Below are 18,315 nucleotides of genomic sequence, written 5' to 3' on the forward strand. Positions count from 1 at the left end.
AGAGTAACAGAATGTCCGCCAGTCACAAACCCTTGGAACCGGTCGCAGTGCGCCACGATTGGCAATTGCACGAAGTCGAAGCTTTATTCGGCCTGCCGTTCAACGATTTGATATTTCAGGCCCAAACCGTACACCGCTCCTGTTTCGATCCGAACGAAGTCCAGGTCAGCAGCTTGCTGAGTATCAAAACCGGCTCCTGCGCGGAGGACTGCGGTTATTGTCCGCAAAGTGCACGCTACGATTCGGACTTGGCGCCGGAAGCCTTGATGCCGGTCGACGCGGTATTGCAGGCTGCTGAGCGGGCAAAAGCGGAAGGCGCTTCGCGCTTCTGCATGGGCGCGGCCTGGCGCAGTCCGAAAGATCGGGATATCGAACGGGTGGTGGAAATGGTCAAGGGCGTCAAAGCGCTGGGCATGGAAACCTGCGTCACGCTGGGCATGTTGACCGACAAGCAAACCCAGGCGTTGAAAGAAGGCGGTTTGGATTACTACAACCACAATCTGGACACCTCGGAAGATTATTACTCGGAAATCATCACCACCCGGACCTATCAGGACCGGCTTGATACGCTGGAGCGGGTGCGCGATGCCGGCATTAACGTCTGCTGCGGCGGTATCGTCGGCATGGGCGAGTCGGAAACAGACCGCGCCAAATTACTGCTGCAGTTGGCCAATTTACCCAAGCACCCGGAAAGCGTGCCGATCAACATGTTGGTACAGGTGCAGGGCACACCTTTGCACGGTACCGAAAAGCTCGACCCGATCGTGTTTGTGCGCACTGTGGCAGTGGCCCGGATCATGATGCCGCATTCGCGGGTGCGCTTGTCGGCCGGACGCACCCAAATGAGCGACGAAATGCAGGCCTTATGTTTTCTGGCCGGTGCGAATTCGATTTTCTACGGCGAGAAGCTGCTGACCACCGACAATCCGATGACCAACCAGGATAAGCAATTATTCGCTCGCTTGGGCGTGCGGATGGGCGGCTCCAGCTACGCCTGATGCCGAATCGGTTTTACGATTTTTCCGCGAGCCTGCAGCAGTTAGACCAGCAAAATCTGTATCGGCGCCGGCGCATCATCGACGGGCCGCAGGCGGTCGAATTACAGGTTGCGGGTCGCCGCTTGCTGAATTTTTGCAGCAACGATTATCTCGGGTTGGCCAATCATCCGGACGTGGTCGAGGCGTTCAAGGCCGGTGCCGACCGCTACGGTTGCGGCAGCGGCGCGGCGCATTTGATTTGCGGCCACAGTTCGGCGCATCACGCCTTGGAAGAGGAATTGGCCGCGTTCACCGGACGGGAACGGGCCTTGCTGTTTTCGACCGGTTATATGGCCAATCTGGGAGCGATCTCGGCATTGGTCGGACGCGGCGACTCTGTGTTTGAAGATCGGCTCAACCACGCTTCGTTATTGGACGGCGGCTTACTGGCCGGCGCTCGATTTCAGCGCTACCGCCACGCAGACACCGACGAGCTGCGGGCCAAGCTTGATCGGGCTCAGGGCAGGGCAATGATCGTCAGCGACGGCGTATTCAGTATGGACGGCGATCTGGCGCCCTTGCCGGACTTGGCGCGGCTGGCGGACGCCTATCAAGCCGGATTGCTGGTCGACGACGCCCACGGTTTCGGCGTGTTGGGCCGCAACGGCGGCGGCGTGGTCGAACATTTCGGCCTTTCCGCCGAGCAAGTGCCGATCTTGGTCGGCACCCTCGGTAAAGCGTTCGGCACTTTCGGCGCCTTCGTTGCCGGTTCCGCAGAATTGATCGAGTATCTGATTCAAAAAGCCAGAACTTACGTTTACACCACGGCCTTGCCGCCAGCGGTGGCCGAAGCCACTCGCGTCGGCTTGCGGTTGCTGCAAACCGAGTCCTGGCGGCGGGAACAGTTGCAGGCCTTGATCGGCCATTTTCGCCGCGGCGCCGAACAACAGGGTCTGCGGCTGATGGACTCGGCTACGGCGATCCAGCCGCTGCTGGTCGGCGACAGCGGGCGCGCGCTGGCAGCGAGCCGGGAATTGGCGGAGTTGGGATTTTGGGTCGGTGCGATTCGGCCGCCGACCGTACCGGCCGGTAGCGCCCGTTTGCGGGTCACGTTTACGGCGCACCACAGTCTGCAGCAGGTCGATGCCTTACTGACGGCGTTGGGTCAGGTGTTGCGGTGAGTAGCATCCATTGCGAAATATACGGCCACGGCCGGCCGTTGCTGATGCTGCACGGTTGGGCCATGCACAGCGGTATTTGGCGTCAGTTCGCCCGGCAGTTGGCGGAGCAGCGGCAGGTAATTTGTCTGGATTTGCCGGGGCATGGACGTAGTGCGCCGTTAATCAATTTTGAAATGCCGGCCATCGTCGAGGCCTTGTTGGCGGCGATTCCGGTGCCGCGTTTCGATTTGCTGGGCTGGTCTTTGGGCGCGACGGTCGCGATCAATTTGGCTTGCTCATGTCCCGGTCGGGTTCGGTCTTTAACATTGTTGGCGGGCAACCCGCGTTTCGTCCGTGAACCCGGCTGGCCGGGAGTCAAGCCCGAGGTGCTCGACAGTTTTGCCGAATTGCTAATTAGCGACTCGAAACAGACGCTGCAACGCTTTTTGGGCTTGCAAGTGCAGGGATTGCCGCATGCCAAAACCGTGTTGCAACAACTGAAACTGACTGTCTCGGAATGCGAGGCTCCGGATTTCGGCACGCTGCAAGGCGGGTTGCAGATTTTGAAGCAGCACGACGCGCGCGATAGCTTGGCGGCGTTGAAACTGCCGATACGGGTGATTCAGGGCGATAAAGATACGTTGGTGCCGGTGGCGACCGCGACCGCGTTACAGGATTTGCAGCCGGCGTTGCAGATAGAGATATTGCCAGGCGCCGGGCATGTGCCGTTTCTCACCCATCCGCAAGTTTTAGCTGATGCTGTGCTGAGCGATGACTGATACGGCGCTGTTGGACAAGGCTAAAGTCCGGCAGTCGTTTGCCGCTGCGGCCGATGGTTACGATGCGTTGGCCGGTTTGCAGCGCCGGGTCGGCGAGACCTTGTTGGCAAAATTTCCCTGCGCCGGTCTGGCTCAACCAGTGTTGGATATCGGTTGCGGTACCGGCTTTCTGACCCGGCATTTGGCTAGCCGGGCGCCGGCCGCCGTGGCGCTGGATATCGCTGTGCCGATGTTGCAAGCCGCGCAGCGAAACTGTGCCGGCTTGCCGCTTGCTTACGTCTGTGCCGATGCCGAGCGCTTGCCGTTCCGGAATGACAGTATCGGCCAAATCTATTCCAACTTGGCGGTGCAGTGGTGCGAGGATTTGAGCGCGCTGCTGGGCGATTGCCGGCGGGTATTGTGCGCCGACGGTCGTTTGGTATTGTCGACTTTCGGTCCGCGGACCTTGGCGGAATTGAAAGCGGCGTGGAGCCAAGTCGACGAGTTTGCTCACGTCAACGAGTTTTACAGTACCGACCAGATAGGCCAATTCCTGGCTGCGGCCGGTTGGCGCCGGTTCGAACTGGAAACCGAGTTAATCACCCAGTCATATCCGTCGGTGATGGCGCTGATGCGCGAGCTGAAAGGAATCGGCGCGCACAACGTCAGTACTTACCGTAATCCGCGGCCGACCAGTCGGGCGGCGTTGCAAAGCATGATTGCCCATTACGAATCGGCGATGGCCGGCGGCGAGATTGTTGCCAGTTATGAAATTATTTATCTACGAGCGATGCGATGAAGATCGGATACTTTGTTACCGGTACCGATACTGATATCGGTAAAACCTGGGCCACTGCCGCATTGTTACACCGTTTCCGACGCGAGGGTTATACGGCTGCGGGGATGAAGCCGGTAGCGGCCGGTTGCGAACGCCATGGCGGCAAGTGGCAAAACCAAGATGCGTTGCTGTTGATGCAAAATGCATCGGTCGACGCGGAATACGAGTTGGTCAATCCGTATGCCTTCGAACAGCCGGTGTCGCCGCATTTGGCCTGCGGCGGCGAAACCGTTGAGCCGGCACAGATCTTGACCGCTTTCGGCGCTTTGCAGCAGCGCGCTCAAGTCGTTTTGGTCGAGGGTGCGGGGGGCTGGTATTCACCGCTGAGCCTAACTTTGGATAATGCCGGTTTGGCTGGGATATTGGGGCTGCCAGTGCTGGTTGTGGTCGGTATCAGGCTCGGTTGCCTGAATCACGCGCGGTTGACGGTGCAGGCCGTCGTTGATTCCGGCTTGCGCTGTGCCGGCTGGATTGGCGTGCAAATCCTCGAAAATATGCCGTACTTTGCAGAAAATGTGGCGTATTTGCAGGAGGCGCTGCCGGCGCCGTTTCTGGGTGTCTTGCCCTATTCGGAGACTGGCGATTTTGAGTTTTTGTCAAGCGGCCTGCAGTTGCCAACCTGGCAAAATATTGATCTGCATCAAGAAAATTAAGCAGCGGATGTTGAGAATGACGGCTCCATTACAACTATAACCAGGAGACGTTTTATGGCTTTAATCACTTGGACCGCAGCACAATACGGCACCAACGTTGGCTTTGCCGATCAAGAACACCAAACTCTGTTCGGGTTGTTGAACAAGTTGTACGACGAAGCAACCGGCGGCGCGGCGCGGGCAAGCGTCGGCGCTTCGTTGGATGCGTTGATCGCCTATGTGGTCGACCATTTCGCCCACGAGGAAAAGGAAATGCAAGCCAAGGGTTTCGGCGGTTACGAGCGGCATAAGGCCGAACACGATGCGTTGGTGGGTATTTGCGCCGATTTGCAAAAGAAATTCCATGCCGGTGAAGCCGACGTCACCGACGAGGTGGGGCAAATGGTGAAAGGCTGGCTGGATAGCCACATTCCGACTTACGATAAGGCTTACGCAGAAGTTTTAAGCTAAGTCAATCGCTGTTTGCGGCAGAACAGCCATGAAGGCTTGCGGGCAGCAATGTCCGTGAGCCTTTTTTATGTGCATAGTGTACAAACGGGAAAAGCTCTTCTGGTCTGCCGGGGAGTCATGGGTTAAAATTGCCCAGTTTATTTATGACAATTATCTGTAAAGGGAGTTTGTTGTCTGTTTGGTGTCGGGCGGCAAGATTACAACGATATAACGCATACAAGTTTATAACTACCAATGGGGGCTGCTCCGTGAAGAAAACTAAGCAACTGCTCGCATGTTCGGTTCTGATGGCTTTAGGGCTCGGATCGGCGCATGCGGACTACACACTCAATCTGACGAAAGGCGTGACCCAGCTCAGTAACGAGTTGTACGACCTGCACATGTTGATCATGTGGATCTGCGTGTTTATCGGCATCGCGGTATTTGGCACGATGTTCTATTCGATTTTCCATCACCGTAAATCGAAAGGTCATAAAGCCGAGCAGTTCCATGAAAACACCACGGTCGAGATCATCTGGACTATCATCCCCACGCTGATTCTGGTCGGTATGGCGATTCCGGCAACCAAAGCCGTGGTCGATCTGGACCGGACTCAAGAATCGGAAATGTCGATCAAGGTGACCGGCAAGCAGTGGTATTGGGACTACGAATATCTGGACAACGGCATTCATTTCGAAAGCCACTTGGACGAAGCCAGCGAACGCGTCCACCGCGTCAGCTCTATGGACCCGCGTTCGGTACCTAACTATCTGCTGAATGTCGACAAACCGTTGGTGGTTCCGGTTAAAAAGAAAATCCGTTTCCTGTTTACCGCGGCCGACGTGATCCATTCCTGGTGGGTTCCTGAACTGGGCTGGAAAAAAGACGCCAACCCCGGTTTTGTCAATGAGGCCTGGACTTACGTCGACAAGCCCGGTACCTACCGTGGTCAATGTACCGAATTGTGCGGCCGGGACCACGGCTTCATGCCAGTGGTGGTGATTGCGATGGAGCAGGACCAATATGACGCCTGGGTGAAGGCGACTCTGGAAAAGCAAAACCAAGCCCCCGATCTGAGCGACCAAACCCGCAATTCGCTGATGGCCCATGGCGAATCGGTTTACCTGAGAAACTGCGTGGCCTGCCACCAGATCGACGGCAAAGGTATTCCGGGCTGGTTTCCGGCTTTGAGCGGCAGTGCCAAAGTCACCGGCAACATGGATCAGTTGATCGGCTTTATCCAAGCCGGTACCAGCAAAATGCCGGCCTTCCGCAAGCTGCCCGACAACGAGTTGGCCGAGCTGATTACCTATATCAGAAACGCTCCGGCGCTGGGTAACAACGTGGGTGATGAAATTCAGCCCAACAAAATCACACCCAAATGGGACGATGATGAGTAATTCGTTGATGTACGCATTGAACTCATTTTCTAATTTTTGCTGAGGTATAAAACATGACTGCTGTCGTAGCTGAACATGATGATCATCACGATCACCACGATCACGGCCCGGAGAAGGGCATTCTAAGGTGGATAATTACCACTAACCATAAGGACATTGGTACCCTGTACTTGGTATTTGCACTGGCGATGTTCTTCGTTGGCGGGACCATGGCGCTGATCATTCGCTCGGAGTTGTTCGAGCCCGGATTGCAATTCGTCGATCCGAACTTCTTTAACTCGATGACCACCATGCACGCGCTGGTGATGGTGTTCGGCGCGGTCATGCCGGCATTCGTCGGTCTGGCGAACTGGATGATTCCGATGATGATCGGCGCGCCGGATATGGCGTTGCCGCGGATGAACAACATGAGCTTCTGGATGCTGGTCGCCGGCGTTTTATTGCTGGCGAGCACACTGTTCATGGAAGGCGGTGCGCCTGCCGCCGGTTGGACTTTGTATCCGCCGTTGGTATTGCAAACCGGAAAAGCGTTTCCGTTTGCGATTTTCTCGGTACACATGTTGGGTATTTCTTCGATCATGGGTGCGATCAATGTAATCGCCACCATCTTCAACATGCGCGCTCCCGGCATGACCCTGATGAAAATGCCGTTGTTCGTCTGGACCTGGCTGATCACCGCATTCCTGCTGATCGCGATCATGCCGGTATTCGCTGGCGCGGTAACCATGTTGTTGACCGATAAATTTTTCGCAACCAGCTTCTTCGACGCGGCTGGCGGCGGCGACCCGGTGTTGTACCAACACATTTTCTGGTTCTTCGGCCATCCTGAAGTGTACGTGATGATTCTGCCGACCTTCGGCGTGGCGTCTACCATCATTCCGGTATTCGCCCGTAAACCGCTATTCGGTTACGCCTCCATGGTGTATGCGACCGGTGCGATTGCATTCCTGTCGTTCATCGTTTGGTCTCACCACATGTTTACCGTCGGTCTGCCGATTGCCGGTGAGTTGTACTTCATGTATGCGACGATGCTGATCGCCATTCCGACCGGGGTAAAAGTCTTCAACTGGACGGCAACCATGTGGAAAGGCTCGATGACTTTCGAAACACCGATGTTGTTTTCGATTGCGTTCGTGGTGCTGTTCACGATGGGTGGTTTCACCGGCTTGATGATGTCGGTGGCGCCGGTGGATTTCCAATACCACGATACTTATTTTATCGTTGCTCACTTCCACTACACGCTGGTACCGGCGTCGGTCTTCATCCTGATGGCCGCCGGCTATTTCTGGCTGCCTAAGTGGACCGGAAATATGTACAACGAGAAAATCGGCAAACTGCATTTCTGGTTGTCGGCGATTTCGGTCAACATCCTGTTCTTCCCGCAACACTTCCTGGGCCTGGCCGGCATGCCGCGTCGGATTCCGGATTACGCGGTCCAGTTTGCTGATTGGAACATGGTGTCCAGTATCGGCGCCTTCATTTACGGTTTCAGTCAGTTGTTGTTCGTCTATATCGTGATCGACACGATTCGCGGCGGTACCGGCGAGAAAGTCAGCGACGAGGTTTGGGAAGATGCCAGCAAACACAGTCTGGAATGGACCGTGCCTTCGCCTGCGCCTTACCACACCTTTACTACTCCACCGGAAAAAATTCCGACCGAGCATTTCTGATTCGGTTTTAGCGATGCTGGTTGACCGCTCCATCGGGATGTTCCCGATGGAGCGTCTCGAGGAGCAACATGGACATTAAAAAGAAAAATATTTTGACGGCGGTGGTGTTGGCAGCAATTGCGATAACCATCTACGTGTTGGCGGTCATCAAGGCCATGTCGCAATGAGCGACGACGGTTTAGATAAAAAAAATACTCGTTTGGCGGTGAGGCTGGTTTTGTTCGCCGCAATGATGTTCGGATTCGGTTATGCCCTGGTTCCGCTCTACAACGTGTTATGCGATTTGGTAGGGCAGAATGCCAAAGTCGAGACCGTGGCAAAACAGGAAACGGCGTTCCAACCTGAGCAAAACCGCGAGGTGACGATGGAGTTTCTGACGTCGTTGAACCGGTCGGTGCCGATGGCGTTCAAGGTCGAGACGCCGAGCTTGAAAGTGCATCCAGGGCAGTATTACTCGGTGGGCTTTTATGCCAAGAATCTGAGCGAGCGCCGGTTGAAGGTGAGGGCGGTAGCGACTTATTCGCCGGGCCAGGTCAAGGATTACGTGACCAAAGTGATTTGTTTCTGCGAATTGGAGCAAATCTTCGAGCCGAACGAAGAAAAGAATATGACCGTACGTCTGGTGGTGGATCCCAAGCTCCCGGAACGCTATAAAACCATTACGCTGTCTTACACTTTTTTTGAAATTACTGAAAATTCTGAAAATTAACGAAGGGGAAGGTTATGTCGACAAACACAGCTTATTACATCCCGCATAAAGCCACGTGGCCGGTGATGGCGACCGCCGGCTTGATGCTGACGCTGGCGGGCTTTGCCAACTATTTGAACGGTAACTCGGCCGGTTCTGGCATGATGCTTACCGGCTTGCTGGTTTTCATTGCAATGCTGGGAGCCTGGTTTGCGTTGCAAGCTACCGAGAGCGAGTCCGGCATGTACAACCACGGCGTCGGTATTTCCTATCGGATGGGCATGATGTGGTTCATTTTTTCGGAAGTCATGTTCTTTGCCGTATTCTTCGGCGCGTTGTGGTATACCCGCAACCTGTCGGTGCCCTGGTTGGGCGAAACCGGCCCCGTCAGCGGTCCGGGTCGCTCCACTCACGAGATATTGTGGCCTGCTTTCCAAGCGGTATGGCCCACCAATGGCCCGGGCAAAGTCGGCGGCGATTTCGAACCGATGGGCGCCTTCGGGTTGCCGTTCTTGAATACCCTGATTCTGTTGACCAGTGGCGTTACTTGCACTTGGGCTCACCACGGCTTGTTGGCGAAAAATCGTAGCCAATTGATCAAAGGCTTGGCGGCAACTGTCGGTTTGGGCTTTTTGTTCGTGGTTTTCCAAGCCAGCGAGTACCATGAAGCGTATGCCGAAATGGGGTTGACTTTGGGCTCCGGCATCTACGGTTCGACCTTCTTCATGCTGACCGGTTTCCACGGTTTCCACGTCTGCGTCGGCGCGATCATCTTGTCGGTAGTCTTGTTCAGAAGTTGGAAAGGCCACTTCACGCCGGAAAACCATTTTGCCTTCGAAGCCGCCGCCTGGTACTGGCACTTCGTCGACGTGGTCTGGTTAGGCTTGTTCGTGTTCGTTTACCTGCTGTAAATCCAAGCACCACCCAATAAAAAGCGCGGTCTTTGCGGATCGCGCTTTTTTTTTGTTCGAAATCAAGGGTTGGACGGGTTGGTCGAGGCTGGAGGAGCGTTGTGTATGCGTGTGCCGATGCCGTGAGGCTGGATCAGGCCGGTGGCCAAGGCGAGAAAAAGTAAAATGAAGACGCCCAACGATACGCCGATCCTGACGGTTAAGGCCTTTGCCGTTTTTTTCGAATCTTCGTCGTCCTTGTGTTTGACAATGTGGAACAAGGCGGAGCCGAGGCTGACGACAATGGCGATGAATGCGGCAATGATGAGGATTTTGATGGGCATGTCGGCGAAACCGGATAAAAATAAACATTTTCGGCGAATAAACTGCGCTTGCCAATAGCGGATAACGGTTGGAAAACAATATGGTCAGATTCAAATTTTTCGGGGTCGAGTTTCAGTTCGCCTGGCCGATGTTGGCCGGCTATCTGCTGCTGGTCGGGTTGTTGTGCAATTTGGGCTTTTGGCAATTGCGGCGCGGTGCTGAAAAGCAAAATCTGTTGGATGCGCAGCAGTCGGCGTTGTCTGCTCCGGCCTTGGATTTGAACGGCGACGTGTTAATCGACGTAGCGGAGTACCGTTACCGTCCGGCGACTCTGAACGGACATTACGATCACGCGCATCAGATTTTGCTCGACAATCAGGTCTTGGACGGTAAAGCGGGCTATCTGGTGTTAACGCCGTTTTTGCCCGGCAACGGTCAGGCCGCCGTTTTGATCAACCGGGGTTGGATTGGAATGGGCGTTTCGCGCGACACAGCGCCCGATCTGAGCGTAGTCGGCCAAATCGGGGCAGTTACGGGAAGGATCAACCGTTTTCCGGAGCCCGGTATCCGCTTGCAGGGCGCCGAAGTACCCGGCGATAGTTGGCCGGTGAGGGTACAAGTGATCGATACCCGGCTATTGGCCGAGAAAATGGGGTACGCCCTGGCCGATTACCAAATCGAATTAAGTCCGGATCAACCCGCCGGTTATCGCCGCGAATGGAAGACAGCGGTGACGATCCCGCCTGAAAAACACCGGGCCTATGCAGTACAATGGTTCGGTTTAGCGTTGACCTTAACCGTGCTATTGGTTTGGCACAGCAGCCGTAATACACATCGTGGATAAACAACATCGTAAAAACCGCATCACTATTTTGGTGATTTTCGCCATGTCGGTAATTCCGTTCGGCATTGCCTGGTATCTGGCGAAACATCCTGACGCCGTGCGTCTGGGTACCAACCACGGCGAGTTGATCAGTCCGCCGTTGGTCACGGACGTGGGGGAGTTTTCCGGGGCCGATCCTTTTTCCGCAGAGCATATCGGCGAGTTGAAAGGACACTGGATCTTGGTTAATCCGGTGGCCGGCGAATGTGGCGAAACCTGCCGGGTGGCACTCCATAAAACCAACCAAATCGGCTTGATGATGGGTAAGGACATTGCCAGAATCCGGCGCCTGGCATTGCTATTCGATAACAAACTGCCGCTACCGGCCGAGTGGCGCGAAGACGGGCGTCTGCTGAAGGCTGCGCCTGCGCCAAGCTTGCAACAAAAAATCACAACAATAAATCCAAGTCCGCTACCGGATGGTAGCCTGCTGATCATGGACCCGTTGGGCAACGTAATGATGAAATACGCGCCCGGTTACGATCCGTATCAGGTCAGAGACGACTTAGGCAAGTTACTCAGAATTTCACAAATCGGTTGATCACATGTTCAGAAAACTAACCCTGTGTTGCGCGCTGCTGGCGCTGCTTGTCATCGTCGTCGGCGCCTATGTCCGCCTGACCCATGCCGGCCTTGGCTGTCCGGATTGGCCGGGTTGCTACGGTAAAGCCTTCGTCAGCGACAGCCCGCGATTCAAAGCCGACGCCGCAGCCGATTTTCCGCAGCACACGCTTGATACCGCCAAGGCCTGGAAAGAAATGGCGCATCGTTATTTGGCGGGCGGTTTGGCCGTTTTGGCGCTGGTCTGGTTCGGATTCGCCTGGCGCCAGCGCGAGCGGGCTGCCGCTTTGGCTTGGAGCGGGTTGGTACTGTTACTGATTGCCGCGCAGGCGGCGCTGGGCATGTGGACCGTTGCCTCGGGCACCATGCCGCTGGTAGTCACCGGCCATCTACTGCTGGGTTTTGCCACGTTCTGGGCTATCGCCTGGAGCTATTTGCGTTTGCATCCGCAGTTGACGCCGAGATCGGTGAAGTCCGGGCCGACCTGGTTTGCCTGGATTGCGATTTTGGTATTACTGGCCCAAATCGGTTTGGGTGGATGGGTCAGCAGCAATTACGCCGGTCTGGCCTGCACCGATTTTCCGCGTTGTAATGGCCAATGGTTGCCGGAAACCGATTACCAACACGCATTCGATCTATTCGGCAATGCCGATGCCTTGTCGGCCGATGCGAAAATGGCGATTCAGGCGGTGCACCGGCTATTTGCCGGGTTTACCTTCTTGGTGTTGAGCGGATTGATGCTGGTCGCCACGTCCGAGCGTTACCCAAAACCGGTGCGCATGGCCAGTAATGCTCTGAGTCTATTGTTACTGATTCAAATCGCTCTCGGTGTCTTCGCCGTCAAATACACGCTGCCCTTGCCGCTGGCGGTTGCGCACAATGCGTTTGCGGCCTTGTTGATGTTGCCGTTGTTGGCGATTTTACTGTTCAGCCGTTACCGGCTGGGCGAAGAAGCCGACGAAACCGGAGCGGAAATCGAATTGGCTGTGCCTGCGGCACCGGCCGCCGAAGTCCCTGCGGAAGCGCCGGTCAGCCAGGAATCGTTATACCTGCGGCTGTCCAGCCAATTGCGAAAAACCCGTAGCGGCCTCAGCGGCGTATTGGGTAGCCTGGCGTTCGGTCAGAAAGCCGTCACCAAGGAGTTGCTCGACGAACTGGAGGCCAATTTATTGATGGCCGACATGGGTATCGAGACCACGACGCAAATCATCAAACAACTGACCGATACCCTGGAACGCGACCAGCTCAGCGATGGGGAGGTATTGACCGCTACCTTGAAGCAGAACTTGCAAAACATGCTGCAGCCTTGCAGCCAGCCGTTGCGGATTCCGCAACAGGACGGGCCGTTCGTGATTCTGGTGGTCGGCGTCAATGGTGTGGGTAAGACCACATCCATCGGCAAACTGGCCAAACGCCTGCAACAGCAAGGGCACAGCGTAATGTTGGCGGCCGGCGATACCTTCCGCGCGGCGGCGGTCGAACAATTACAGACCTGGGGCGAGCGCAACAATGTTCAGGTTGTGGCTCAGCATACCGGCGCCGACTCGGCCTCGGTGATTTTCGATGCCTTGCAATCGGCCAAAGCCAAGAACATCGATGTCCTGATCGCCGACACCGCCGGTCGTTTGCACACCAAATCCAATTTGATGGACGAGCTAAAGAAGATCAAACGCATCATGGGCAAATTGGACGAGTCCGCGCCGCACGAAGTATTGCTAATTCTGGATGCCGGCACCGGCCAGAATGCCCTGTCGCAAGCCAAGTTATTCAATGAAGCGGTCGCGCTGACCGGTATTGCTTTGACCAAATTGGATGGCACCGCCAAAGGCGGTATCATTTTCGCGTTGGCCGACCAACTGAGGGTGCCGATCCGTTTTATCGGCGTCGGCGAACAAATTGACGATTTGCAGGACTTCGACGCGAAAAACTTCGTCGATGCGCTGTTTGTGAAAGACTAAACCTATGCTGAAATTCGAACACGTCAGCAAACGCTATCCGGATGCCGGCGAGGCGTTGACCGACGTCAGTTTTCATTTGCAACGTGGCGAGATGGCGTTTTTGACCGGGCGTTCCGGCGCCGGCAAAAGTACTTTGTTGAAGCTGATTGCCATGATGGAGCAGTGCACGCGCGGCAATATTTTTCTGGACGGCCAGAATATCAGCCGCATCAGCGACCGGAAAATACCCTATATGCGGCGTAACCTGGGTTTGATCTTTCAGGATTACAAGTTACTGAACGACCGGACCGTGTTCGATAACGTGGCATTGCCGCTGGTGGTTTCCGGTTATAACCATCAGGAAGTCGCGCGCCGGGTGCGGGCCTCGTTGGATAAGGTCGGCTTGCTGGGCAAGGAGCGTAAACATCCGCTGGCCTTATCCGGCGGCGAGCAACAGCGGGTTGGCATCGCCAGAGCCATTGTCAACAAACCGAAACTCATATTGGCCGATGAACCCACCGGTAACTTGGACCCGGATTTGTCGGCCGAAGTCATGCATATGTTCGAGCAATTCAAACAAGTCGGGGTAACGGTATTGGTCGCGACTCACGACATAGAATTGATCAATCATCTGGAACATCGGGTACTGACGCTCGACAAAGGCCACTTGGTAGCAAGCTGATGATGAAACAAATCCGCCGTAAACATGCCGGCAACCGCATCGTGGAATTATTTCAGGCCTATCTGCTGAACCATGCCCACGGCCTGTTTTCCAGCCTGGGTCGCTTGACCCGCACACCGTTTACCTCGGCGATGACTGTGTTGGTATTGGCGATTGCGGTTTCGCTGGCCAGCAGTTTCTATATCGTCGTCGCAAACGTCGAGCAGCTAACCGGTAATCTGGAGTCGAGCAACCAAATGTCGCTGTTTCTGCACGAGGGCATTACCGATGCGGCCGGGCAGAAGCTGATGGAGCAGTTGCAGCAAAATGCTAGCGTTGCCGAAGTCAAGTACATCAGCAAAAAGCAGGCGTTGGAGGAGTTCAAAGCCAATAGCGGTTTCAGCGATGCGTTAAACGCGCTGGAGCGCAATCCCTTGCCCAGTGTGATTCAGGTGTTGCCGAAGAACGCGCTGGAACACAGCGAGGATATCGAGAAATTGATGGCCGATTTCAAACAATTGCCGCAAGTCGAATTCGTCCAGGTCGATATGCAATGGGTAGCGCGGCTGCAAACCATTATGCTGATCGCCAGCCGGGGCGTGCTATTGGTCAGCTTGCTGCTCGGGTTTGCCGTGACGTTCATCACCGGCAACACGATTCGCCTGGAATTGCAAAACCGTCAGGACGAGGTGTTCATTTCCAAGCTGGTCGGTGCCACCCATGCTTTTATCCAGCGTCCGTTTCTATACACCGGATTCTGGCTCGGCTTCATCTCCGGCTTCTTGGGTTGGCTGATCGTCACGGTCATGCTGCTGATCCTGGAATCGCCGGTGGAGAAATTGTCTACCCTCTACAACAGTTCGTTCGAATTGCTGTTTTTGAGTTTTTCCGAGTTCCTGCTGTTACTGATGATTTCGGCCGCGCTGGCGGTGCTGGGTTCTTGGGCGGTGTTGCACTATCAACTACGCCAACTAAAACCTCAGTAAACGATGAAATTTTGGGAAGCCAAAACCCTAGCGCAAATGACCACTACCGAGTGGGAGTCCTTATGCGACCATTGCGGCCAGTGTTGTTTGCATAAACTCGAGGACGAAGACACCGGTGAAATTGCGTTTACCAATGTCGTCTGCGACTTGATCGATCTGGATACTTGTAGCTGTACCCGTTACAGCGAACGCTGCACGCTGGTGCCGGATTGCCTCGACTTGAAGCAGCATGATTTTGCCGAGTACCGTTGGATGCCGAAAACTTGTGCTTATCGGCTACTGGCTGACGGCAAACCCTTGCCTGATTGGCACCCCTTGGTTTCCGGTTCGGCCGACTCGGTCAGAGATGCCGGGGTATCGATTAGCAGTTACGCTATCAAAGAATCTCAGGTCACGGACCTGGAAGACCATATCATCGACTGGTTGCAACCTTAGCCGGTTGAAAACGTGCCGCCGAAAACGGTGTTTTCGGCGGCATTCAGGCTGGAAAAAACCGGGACGTTGCAGAGTGTGTCCCGCAGGGGGCGTTAGCCTTTACCCGGCAGCATACCTACCGTGCCTGGTTTGATGCGTTTGCAGGCTACAACCACATCCTCCTGGTGGCATCTGGCTTCCTGAGTGTTGCCGCAACTGTCGCAGACGGTATTGCCGACGCTTTTTACTTCGTCTACGTGCCAGCCGTAACCTTGCGATTGGCAAAACTTCTTGCTGAAACGGTCGATATTGTAGTTTTTCGTCGCGTTTTCTTTGGCTTTGGATTCAGCTTGGCAGTGCTCGGGCGCCAGCGTATTCGCCATGATGTCGCGATAAATATACTCAGTGGCGTGGGCCGGAAAAGCCAATAGTAAGGTGGCGAATAAGCTGCCGATGAAAGTCGTTTTGATCATAACTTAATCCTCGCGATTGGCGATGACGCGGATGTTCATCAGCCGGTGCTCTTCGGCGATTTGGTCTTTGATGGGGGCGAATTTTTCATTCTCGCTCATCTTGACCGCCAAAATCGCGCCGACGACCACGGCTGTGACCAACACGACGTAGAGGACGAAATTATCTTTTTCCGGTTTTTCTTCTGTAACTTGTGACATGGTGTTGCGCCTCGCTAGCTGTCGCTTCGGCCGGTAAACCGCCGAAAACTTATTGTTAAAACCGGCCCGCATCCGGCGCGGACCTCTGCAGTCTGACACTCGCCGCATTGGGTGTGTATGATCGCGGCCTGGATTTACCGACGGGTCGGTTGTAACGGACGGTTGCCTTGGAGCTATCCGGATCGGGAGTGGTCTGGCAACGAAACGGCTTGTGGCTGTTTCGATTCGTCAATTAGTGTCGAATCGAAACAATAAAGCAAGTGCAGGGGCTTGTCAAACAAATATCGTATCAATATTATGGCTTGAGCCGGTTTTCGGCAAGCCTTTTACAAATCGGAGTCGCCGGTCCGTTCGTGCTTGGGCGAACGGACCGGCGATCTTAGCAACGCTTGGATGCGACAGAATGGGTATTCTTAGTTAGCTTGTCGGCTGATTTTGCTCAACGGCGCGATTAGTCGAGATAATCGTCCTTCAGACGGACGTAATGTTTGGCGGAATATTCCAAAAATTCTTTTTCGGCATCGGTCAGGGCTCGGATTTGCTTGGCCGGGGCGCCGACATACAAAAAACCGCTTTCCAATTTCTTGCCCGGCGTCACCAGTGCGCCGGCGCCCAGCATCACGTAATCGCCCAATTCGGCGTCGTCCATGACGATGGCGCCGATACCGATCAGGCAGTAATTGCCTATCGTGCAGGCGTGGACCACGGCCCTATGCCCAATCGTGACGCCCCGGCCGATATTGAGCGGATGGCCTTTCGGCGAAAAGTCGCCGGCGTGGGAGACGTGCAATACCGCGCCGTCCTGGACGTTGGTACCGTTACCGATCTTGATGCGTTCGACGTCGCCGCGCACGACGCTGGTAGGCCAGATCGAGACGTCTTCGCCCAGTTCTACATCGCCGATCACGACTGCGGTATCGTCGACGAACGCGCGCGCGCCGATCAGGGGGGATTTGCCTTTATAAGTTCTGATTGCCACTGCAACTCCGTATTTTTGCCATAATTGAGCGGCGATATTACGCAATTATCGGAGTGTTCTCCAGTGTGGCGAGGATTGATGGCAGATCAGTTAAAAGTGTGGCGCCGGTGCCCGTTAAATGCCGGCCTTTCGGGGTCTTGGCGGGCTGAACGGACGTGGGATTCCAATGCGGTTGGTCGCCGCAGGGGTAGATGCTGATGGCGAGCTGCGCAAATTGTGCCGCGCCGCTGCCGGCCAATAGTCAGGTATGCCGGTACTGCGGCGTGCGTAACGACATGGACTTACTCGGGCGACAAGCTGTTCGCGTCGCCGACGCCGGTGTTAAGCGCCAATGCCCTAACTGCGAAATCGGACTGCAAACCGTTGCGTTGAGCCGTGAAGGTACGCTGCATATCGAGCGTTGCTCCGAGTGTTTCGGCTTGTTTTTCGATCCGGGCGAACTGGAGGTGCTGCTGGAAGACTCGGTTGCGCCGGTGGCCGACTTCAATCTGCCTCTGCTGCAAAACATCAACCGCGAACGTTACCAAGCCGATCGTCCGGTCAAATATTTGAAATGTCCGGTCTGTCAGGTGTTAATGAACCGGATGCTTTACGGCTACCAGAGCGGTGTGGTCGTCAACCGTTGCAAGGGCCACGGGGTGTGGCTGGATAACGGCCAGATCACTCATTTGTTGGAATGGAAAAAGGCCGGCGGCCAGTTGCTCGATCGGAAAAAGGCAGTGGAACGCCAAGCCAGAGGCCGGACCGAAACCGCGAAAACTGAATTTCGCAGCAACTATGCGGCACCTACCAACCAGGCCGGCGGTGAGTTCGAGGTGCTAGAGACGATTGCAGAGGTCGTGTTCAAATTGTTCGAGTAATGGATTCGCCTAAACCTTTTGCAGCAGCGCGGGCAGAAAAAACTCGGCGACCAACAACGGGTGGCCGTGAATCGCATATTCCGTACGCCGGCCCCAAGTCGGCCCTGCCATCGAGAGCCTGGTTTGCACAGCAGTCGACCATTGGTTCGGCTCGGCGCGGCTGAACTGGCGCCGGCGGCGCTCCAGGTCGGGATAAGCAAAAATGACTTCCCCCAGCGGCCGATTGCCGAGGTGAGACAGATTGCGGTGGGCAATTTTGATGGTCGGGTCCGGCAACACGGTCCGGGCCAATACCAGCGGCCGGCCATCGGCATGCAGCAAAACCTCGCGGATCAACTGGTAACGCGCCGGCGGCAATGCCAGCAGCCGGCACTCGTCGTTGAATGCCGGTTTCCAACGGTGGAACAGTAACTCGACGCCGAAGCGGTTGCCGTAAATCCCGCGCAAGCGCTTGGTTAACGAACCAGTCTCGTTTAGCCAGGATTGCAACTCCGGCGTTAATTGTCGTTGTGCTGCGGTCTCGTGGGCGGACCACAGCGGCGGGCGTTTAAATAGGAAACTCTTGTCGGGCAATGT

At 55.5% G+C, this 18,315-nt stretch carries 22 protein-coding genes; 17 read left to right on the forward strand and 5 right to left on the reverse strand.

The genetic code is table 11. The features are described 5' to 3' along the window. The first annotated feature begins 11 nt into the window (after positions 1-11). The 10 genes from bioB (at position 12) to AC0IM9_RS04750 (ending at position 9,484) form a co-directional block, all read left to right on the forward strand. Positions 12-998: a biotin synthase BioB gene (gene bioB, locus AC0IM9_RS04705; RefSeq protein ID WP_482803237.1), complete on the forward strand. Its 987-nt coding sequence runs from the start codon at positions 12-14 to the stop codon at positions 996-998. Then, positions 998-2,158 carry an 8-amino-7-oxononanoate synthase gene (gene bioF, locus AC0IM9_RS04710; RefSeq protein WP_482803238.1) on the forward strand — a complete coding sequence of 387 codons (1,161 nt, stop codon included), beginning with the start codon at positions 998-1,000 and terminating at the stop codon, positions 2,156-2,158. The genes bioB and bioF overlap by 1 nt, the downstream gene beginning before the upstream one ends. Next, on the forward strand, positions 2,155-2,916 hold the full coding sequence (gene bioH, locus AC0IM9_RS04715; protein WP_482803239.1) for a pimeloyl-ACP methyl ester esterase BioH: 762 nt from the start codon (positions 2,155-2,157) through the stop codon (positions 2,914-2,916). Before bioF ends, bioH begins: the two co-directional genes overlap by 4 nt. Next, the gene (gene bioC, locus AC0IM9_RS04720; RefSeq protein WP_482803240.1) at positions 2,909-3,694 is read left to right on the forward strand and encodes a malonyl-ACP O-methyltransferase BioC; all 786 of its coding nucleotides are present in this window, start codon (positions 2,909-2,911) and stop codon (positions 3,692-3,694) included. The genes bioH and bioC overlap by 8 nt, the downstream gene beginning before the upstream one ends. Next, positions 3,691-4,386: a dethiobiotin synthase gene (bioD, locus tag AC0IM9_RS04725; RefSeq protein ID WP_482803241.1), complete on the forward strand. Its 696-nt coding sequence runs from the start codon at positions 3,691-3,693 to the stop codon at positions 4,384-4,386. The genes bioC and bioD overlap by 4 nt, the downstream gene beginning before the upstream one ends. A gap of 54 nt (positions 4,387-4,440) precedes the next feature. After that, positions 4,441-4,836, forward strand: a complete 396-nt coding sequence (locus AC0IM9_RS04730) for a bacteriohemerythrin (protein ID WP_482803242.1) — start codon at positions 4,441-4,443, stop codon at positions 4,834-4,836. Between the two features lie 248 nt (positions 4,837-5,084). After that, positions 5,085-6,215: a cytochrome c oxidase subunit II gene (coxB, locus tag AC0IM9_RS04735; RefSeq protein ID WP_140910664.1), complete on the forward strand. Its 1,131-nt coding sequence runs from the start codon at positions 5,085-5,087 to the stop codon at positions 6,213-6,215. Positions 6,216-6,268: 53 nt separating this feature from the next. Further along, complete coding sequence (gene ctaD / locus AC0IM9_RS04740; protein WP_140910665.1) at positions 6,269-7,885, forward strand: cytochrome c oxidase subunit I; 1,617 nt, start codon at positions 6,269-6,271, stop codon at positions 7,883-7,885. A gap of 163 nt (positions 7,886-8,048) precedes the next feature. After that, positions 8,049-8,594 carry a cytochrome c oxidase assembly protein gene (locus tag AC0IM9_RS04745; protein ID WP_445371011.1) on the forward strand — a complete coding sequence of 182 codons (546 nt, stop codon included), beginning with the start codon at positions 8,049-8,051 and terminating at the stop codon, positions 8,592-8,594. 14 nt (positions 8,595-8,608) lie between these two features. Beyond that, the gene (locus AC0IM9_RS04750; RefSeq protein ID WP_482803243.1) at positions 8,609-9,484 is read left to right on the forward strand and encodes a cytochrome c oxidase subunit 3; all 876 of its coding nucleotides are present in this window, start codon (positions 8,609-8,611) and stop codon (positions 9,482-9,484) included. A 62-nt stretch (positions 9,485-9,546) separates the two neighbouring features. On the opposite strand, the gene AC0IM9_RS04755 is transcribed toward AC0IM9_RS04750, so the two are convergent. Then, positions 9,547-9,807 (reverse strand): twin transmembrane helix small protein, encoded by a 261-nt coding sequence (locus AC0IM9_RS04755; RefSeq protein ID WP_278211425.1) that lies wholly within the window; start codon positions 9,805-9,807, stop codon positions 9,547-9,549. 80 nt (positions 9,808-9,887) lie between these two features. On the opposite strand from AC0IM9_RS04755, the gene AC0IM9_RS04760 reads away from it, so the two are divergent. The 6 genes from AC0IM9_RS04760 to AC0IM9_RS04785 are packed head-to-tail and all read left to right on the forward strand — an operon-like array spanning position 9,888 to position 15,250. Next, positions 9,888-10,631: an SURF1 family protein gene (locus AC0IM9_RS04760; protein WP_482803244.1), complete on the forward strand. Its 744-nt coding sequence runs from the start codon at positions 9,888-9,890 to the stop codon at positions 10,629-10,631. Next, a complete protein-coding gene (locus AC0IM9_RS04765; protein WP_482803245.1) occupies positions 10,624-11,211 on the forward strand; it encodes a redox-active disulfide-containing membrane protein in 588 nt (195 codons plus the stop codon). The genes AC0IM9_RS04760 and AC0IM9_RS04765 overlap by 8 nt, the downstream gene beginning before the upstream one ends. 4 nt (positions 11,212-11,215) lie before the next feature. Then, the gene (gene ftsY, locus AC0IM9_RS04770; RefSeq protein ID WP_482803246.1) at positions 11,216-13,189 is read left to right on the forward strand and encodes a signal recognition particle-docking protein FtsY; all 1,974 of its coding nucleotides are present in this window, start codon (positions 11,216-11,218) and stop codon (positions 13,187-13,189) included. 4 nt (positions 13,190-13,193) lie between these two features. Then, positions 13,194-13,850, forward strand: coding sequence for a cell division ATP-binding protein FtsE (gene ftsE / locus AC0IM9_RS04775; protein WP_140910672.1), 657 nt, complete (start codon positions 13,194-13,196; stop codon positions 13,848-13,850). Then, positions 13,850-14,815, forward strand: coding sequence for a permease-like cell division protein FtsX (gene ftsX, locus AC0IM9_RS04780; RefSeq protein ID WP_278211430.1), 966 nt, complete (start codon positions 13,850-13,852; stop codon positions 14,813-14,815). Before ftsE ends, ftsX begins: the two co-directional genes overlap by 1 nt. A gap of 3 nt (positions 14,816-14,818) precedes the next feature. After that, positions 14,819-15,250, forward strand: coding sequence for a YcgN family cysteine cluster protein (locus tag AC0IM9_RS04785; protein ID WP_482803247.1), 432 nt, complete (start codon positions 14,819-14,821; stop codon positions 15,248-15,250). A 92-nt stretch (positions 15,251-15,342) separates the two neighbouring features. Here AC0IM9_RS04785 and AC0IM9_RS04790 read toward each other — a convergent pair whose 3' ends face one another. From AC0IM9_RS04790 to AC0IM9_RS04800, 3 genes are all read right to left on the reverse strand, one after another. After that, positions 15,343-15,702, reverse strand: a complete 360-nt coding sequence (locus AC0IM9_RS04790; RefSeq protein ID WP_140910674.1) for a hypothetical protein — start codon at positions 15,700-15,702, stop codon at positions 15,343-15,345. 3 nt (positions 15,703-15,705) lie between these two features. Continuing rightward, a complete protein-coding gene (locus AC0IM9_RS04795) occupies positions 15,706-15,900 on the reverse strand; it encodes a hypothetical protein (RefSeq protein ID WP_140910675.1) in 195 nt (64 codons plus the stop codon). A 451-nt stretch (positions 15,901-16,351) separates the two neighbouring features. Beyond that, positions 16,352-16,879, reverse strand: a complete 528-nt coding sequence (locus tag AC0IM9_RS04800; RefSeq protein ID WP_482803248.1) for a gamma carbonic anhydrase family protein — start codon at positions 16,877-16,879, stop codon at positions 16,352-16,354. 197 nt (positions 16,880-17,076) lie between these two features. Between AC0IM9_RS04800 and AC0IM9_RS04805 the strand changes: the two genes are divergently transcribed. Further along, positions 17,077-17,739 (forward strand): zf-TFIIB domain-containing protein, encoded by a 663-nt coding sequence (locus tag AC0IM9_RS04805; RefSeq protein WP_482803249.1) that lies wholly within the window; start codon positions 17,077-17,079, stop codon positions 17,737-17,739. A 9-nt stretch (positions 17,740-17,748) separates the two neighbouring features. Here the strand turns inward: AC0IM9_RS04805 and AC0IM9_RS04810 are convergent, their stop codons facing one another. Beyond that, positions 17,749-18,312, reverse strand: a complete 564-nt coding sequence (locus tag AC0IM9_RS04810; RefSeq protein ID WP_482803250.1) for a chorismate--pyruvate lyase family protein — start codon at positions 18,310-18,312, stop codon at positions 17,749-17,751. Positions 18,313-18,315: the final 3 nt, after the last annotated feature.

The sequence above is a fragment of the Methylomonas sp. Uni0011 genome (genome assembly GCF_056850255.1).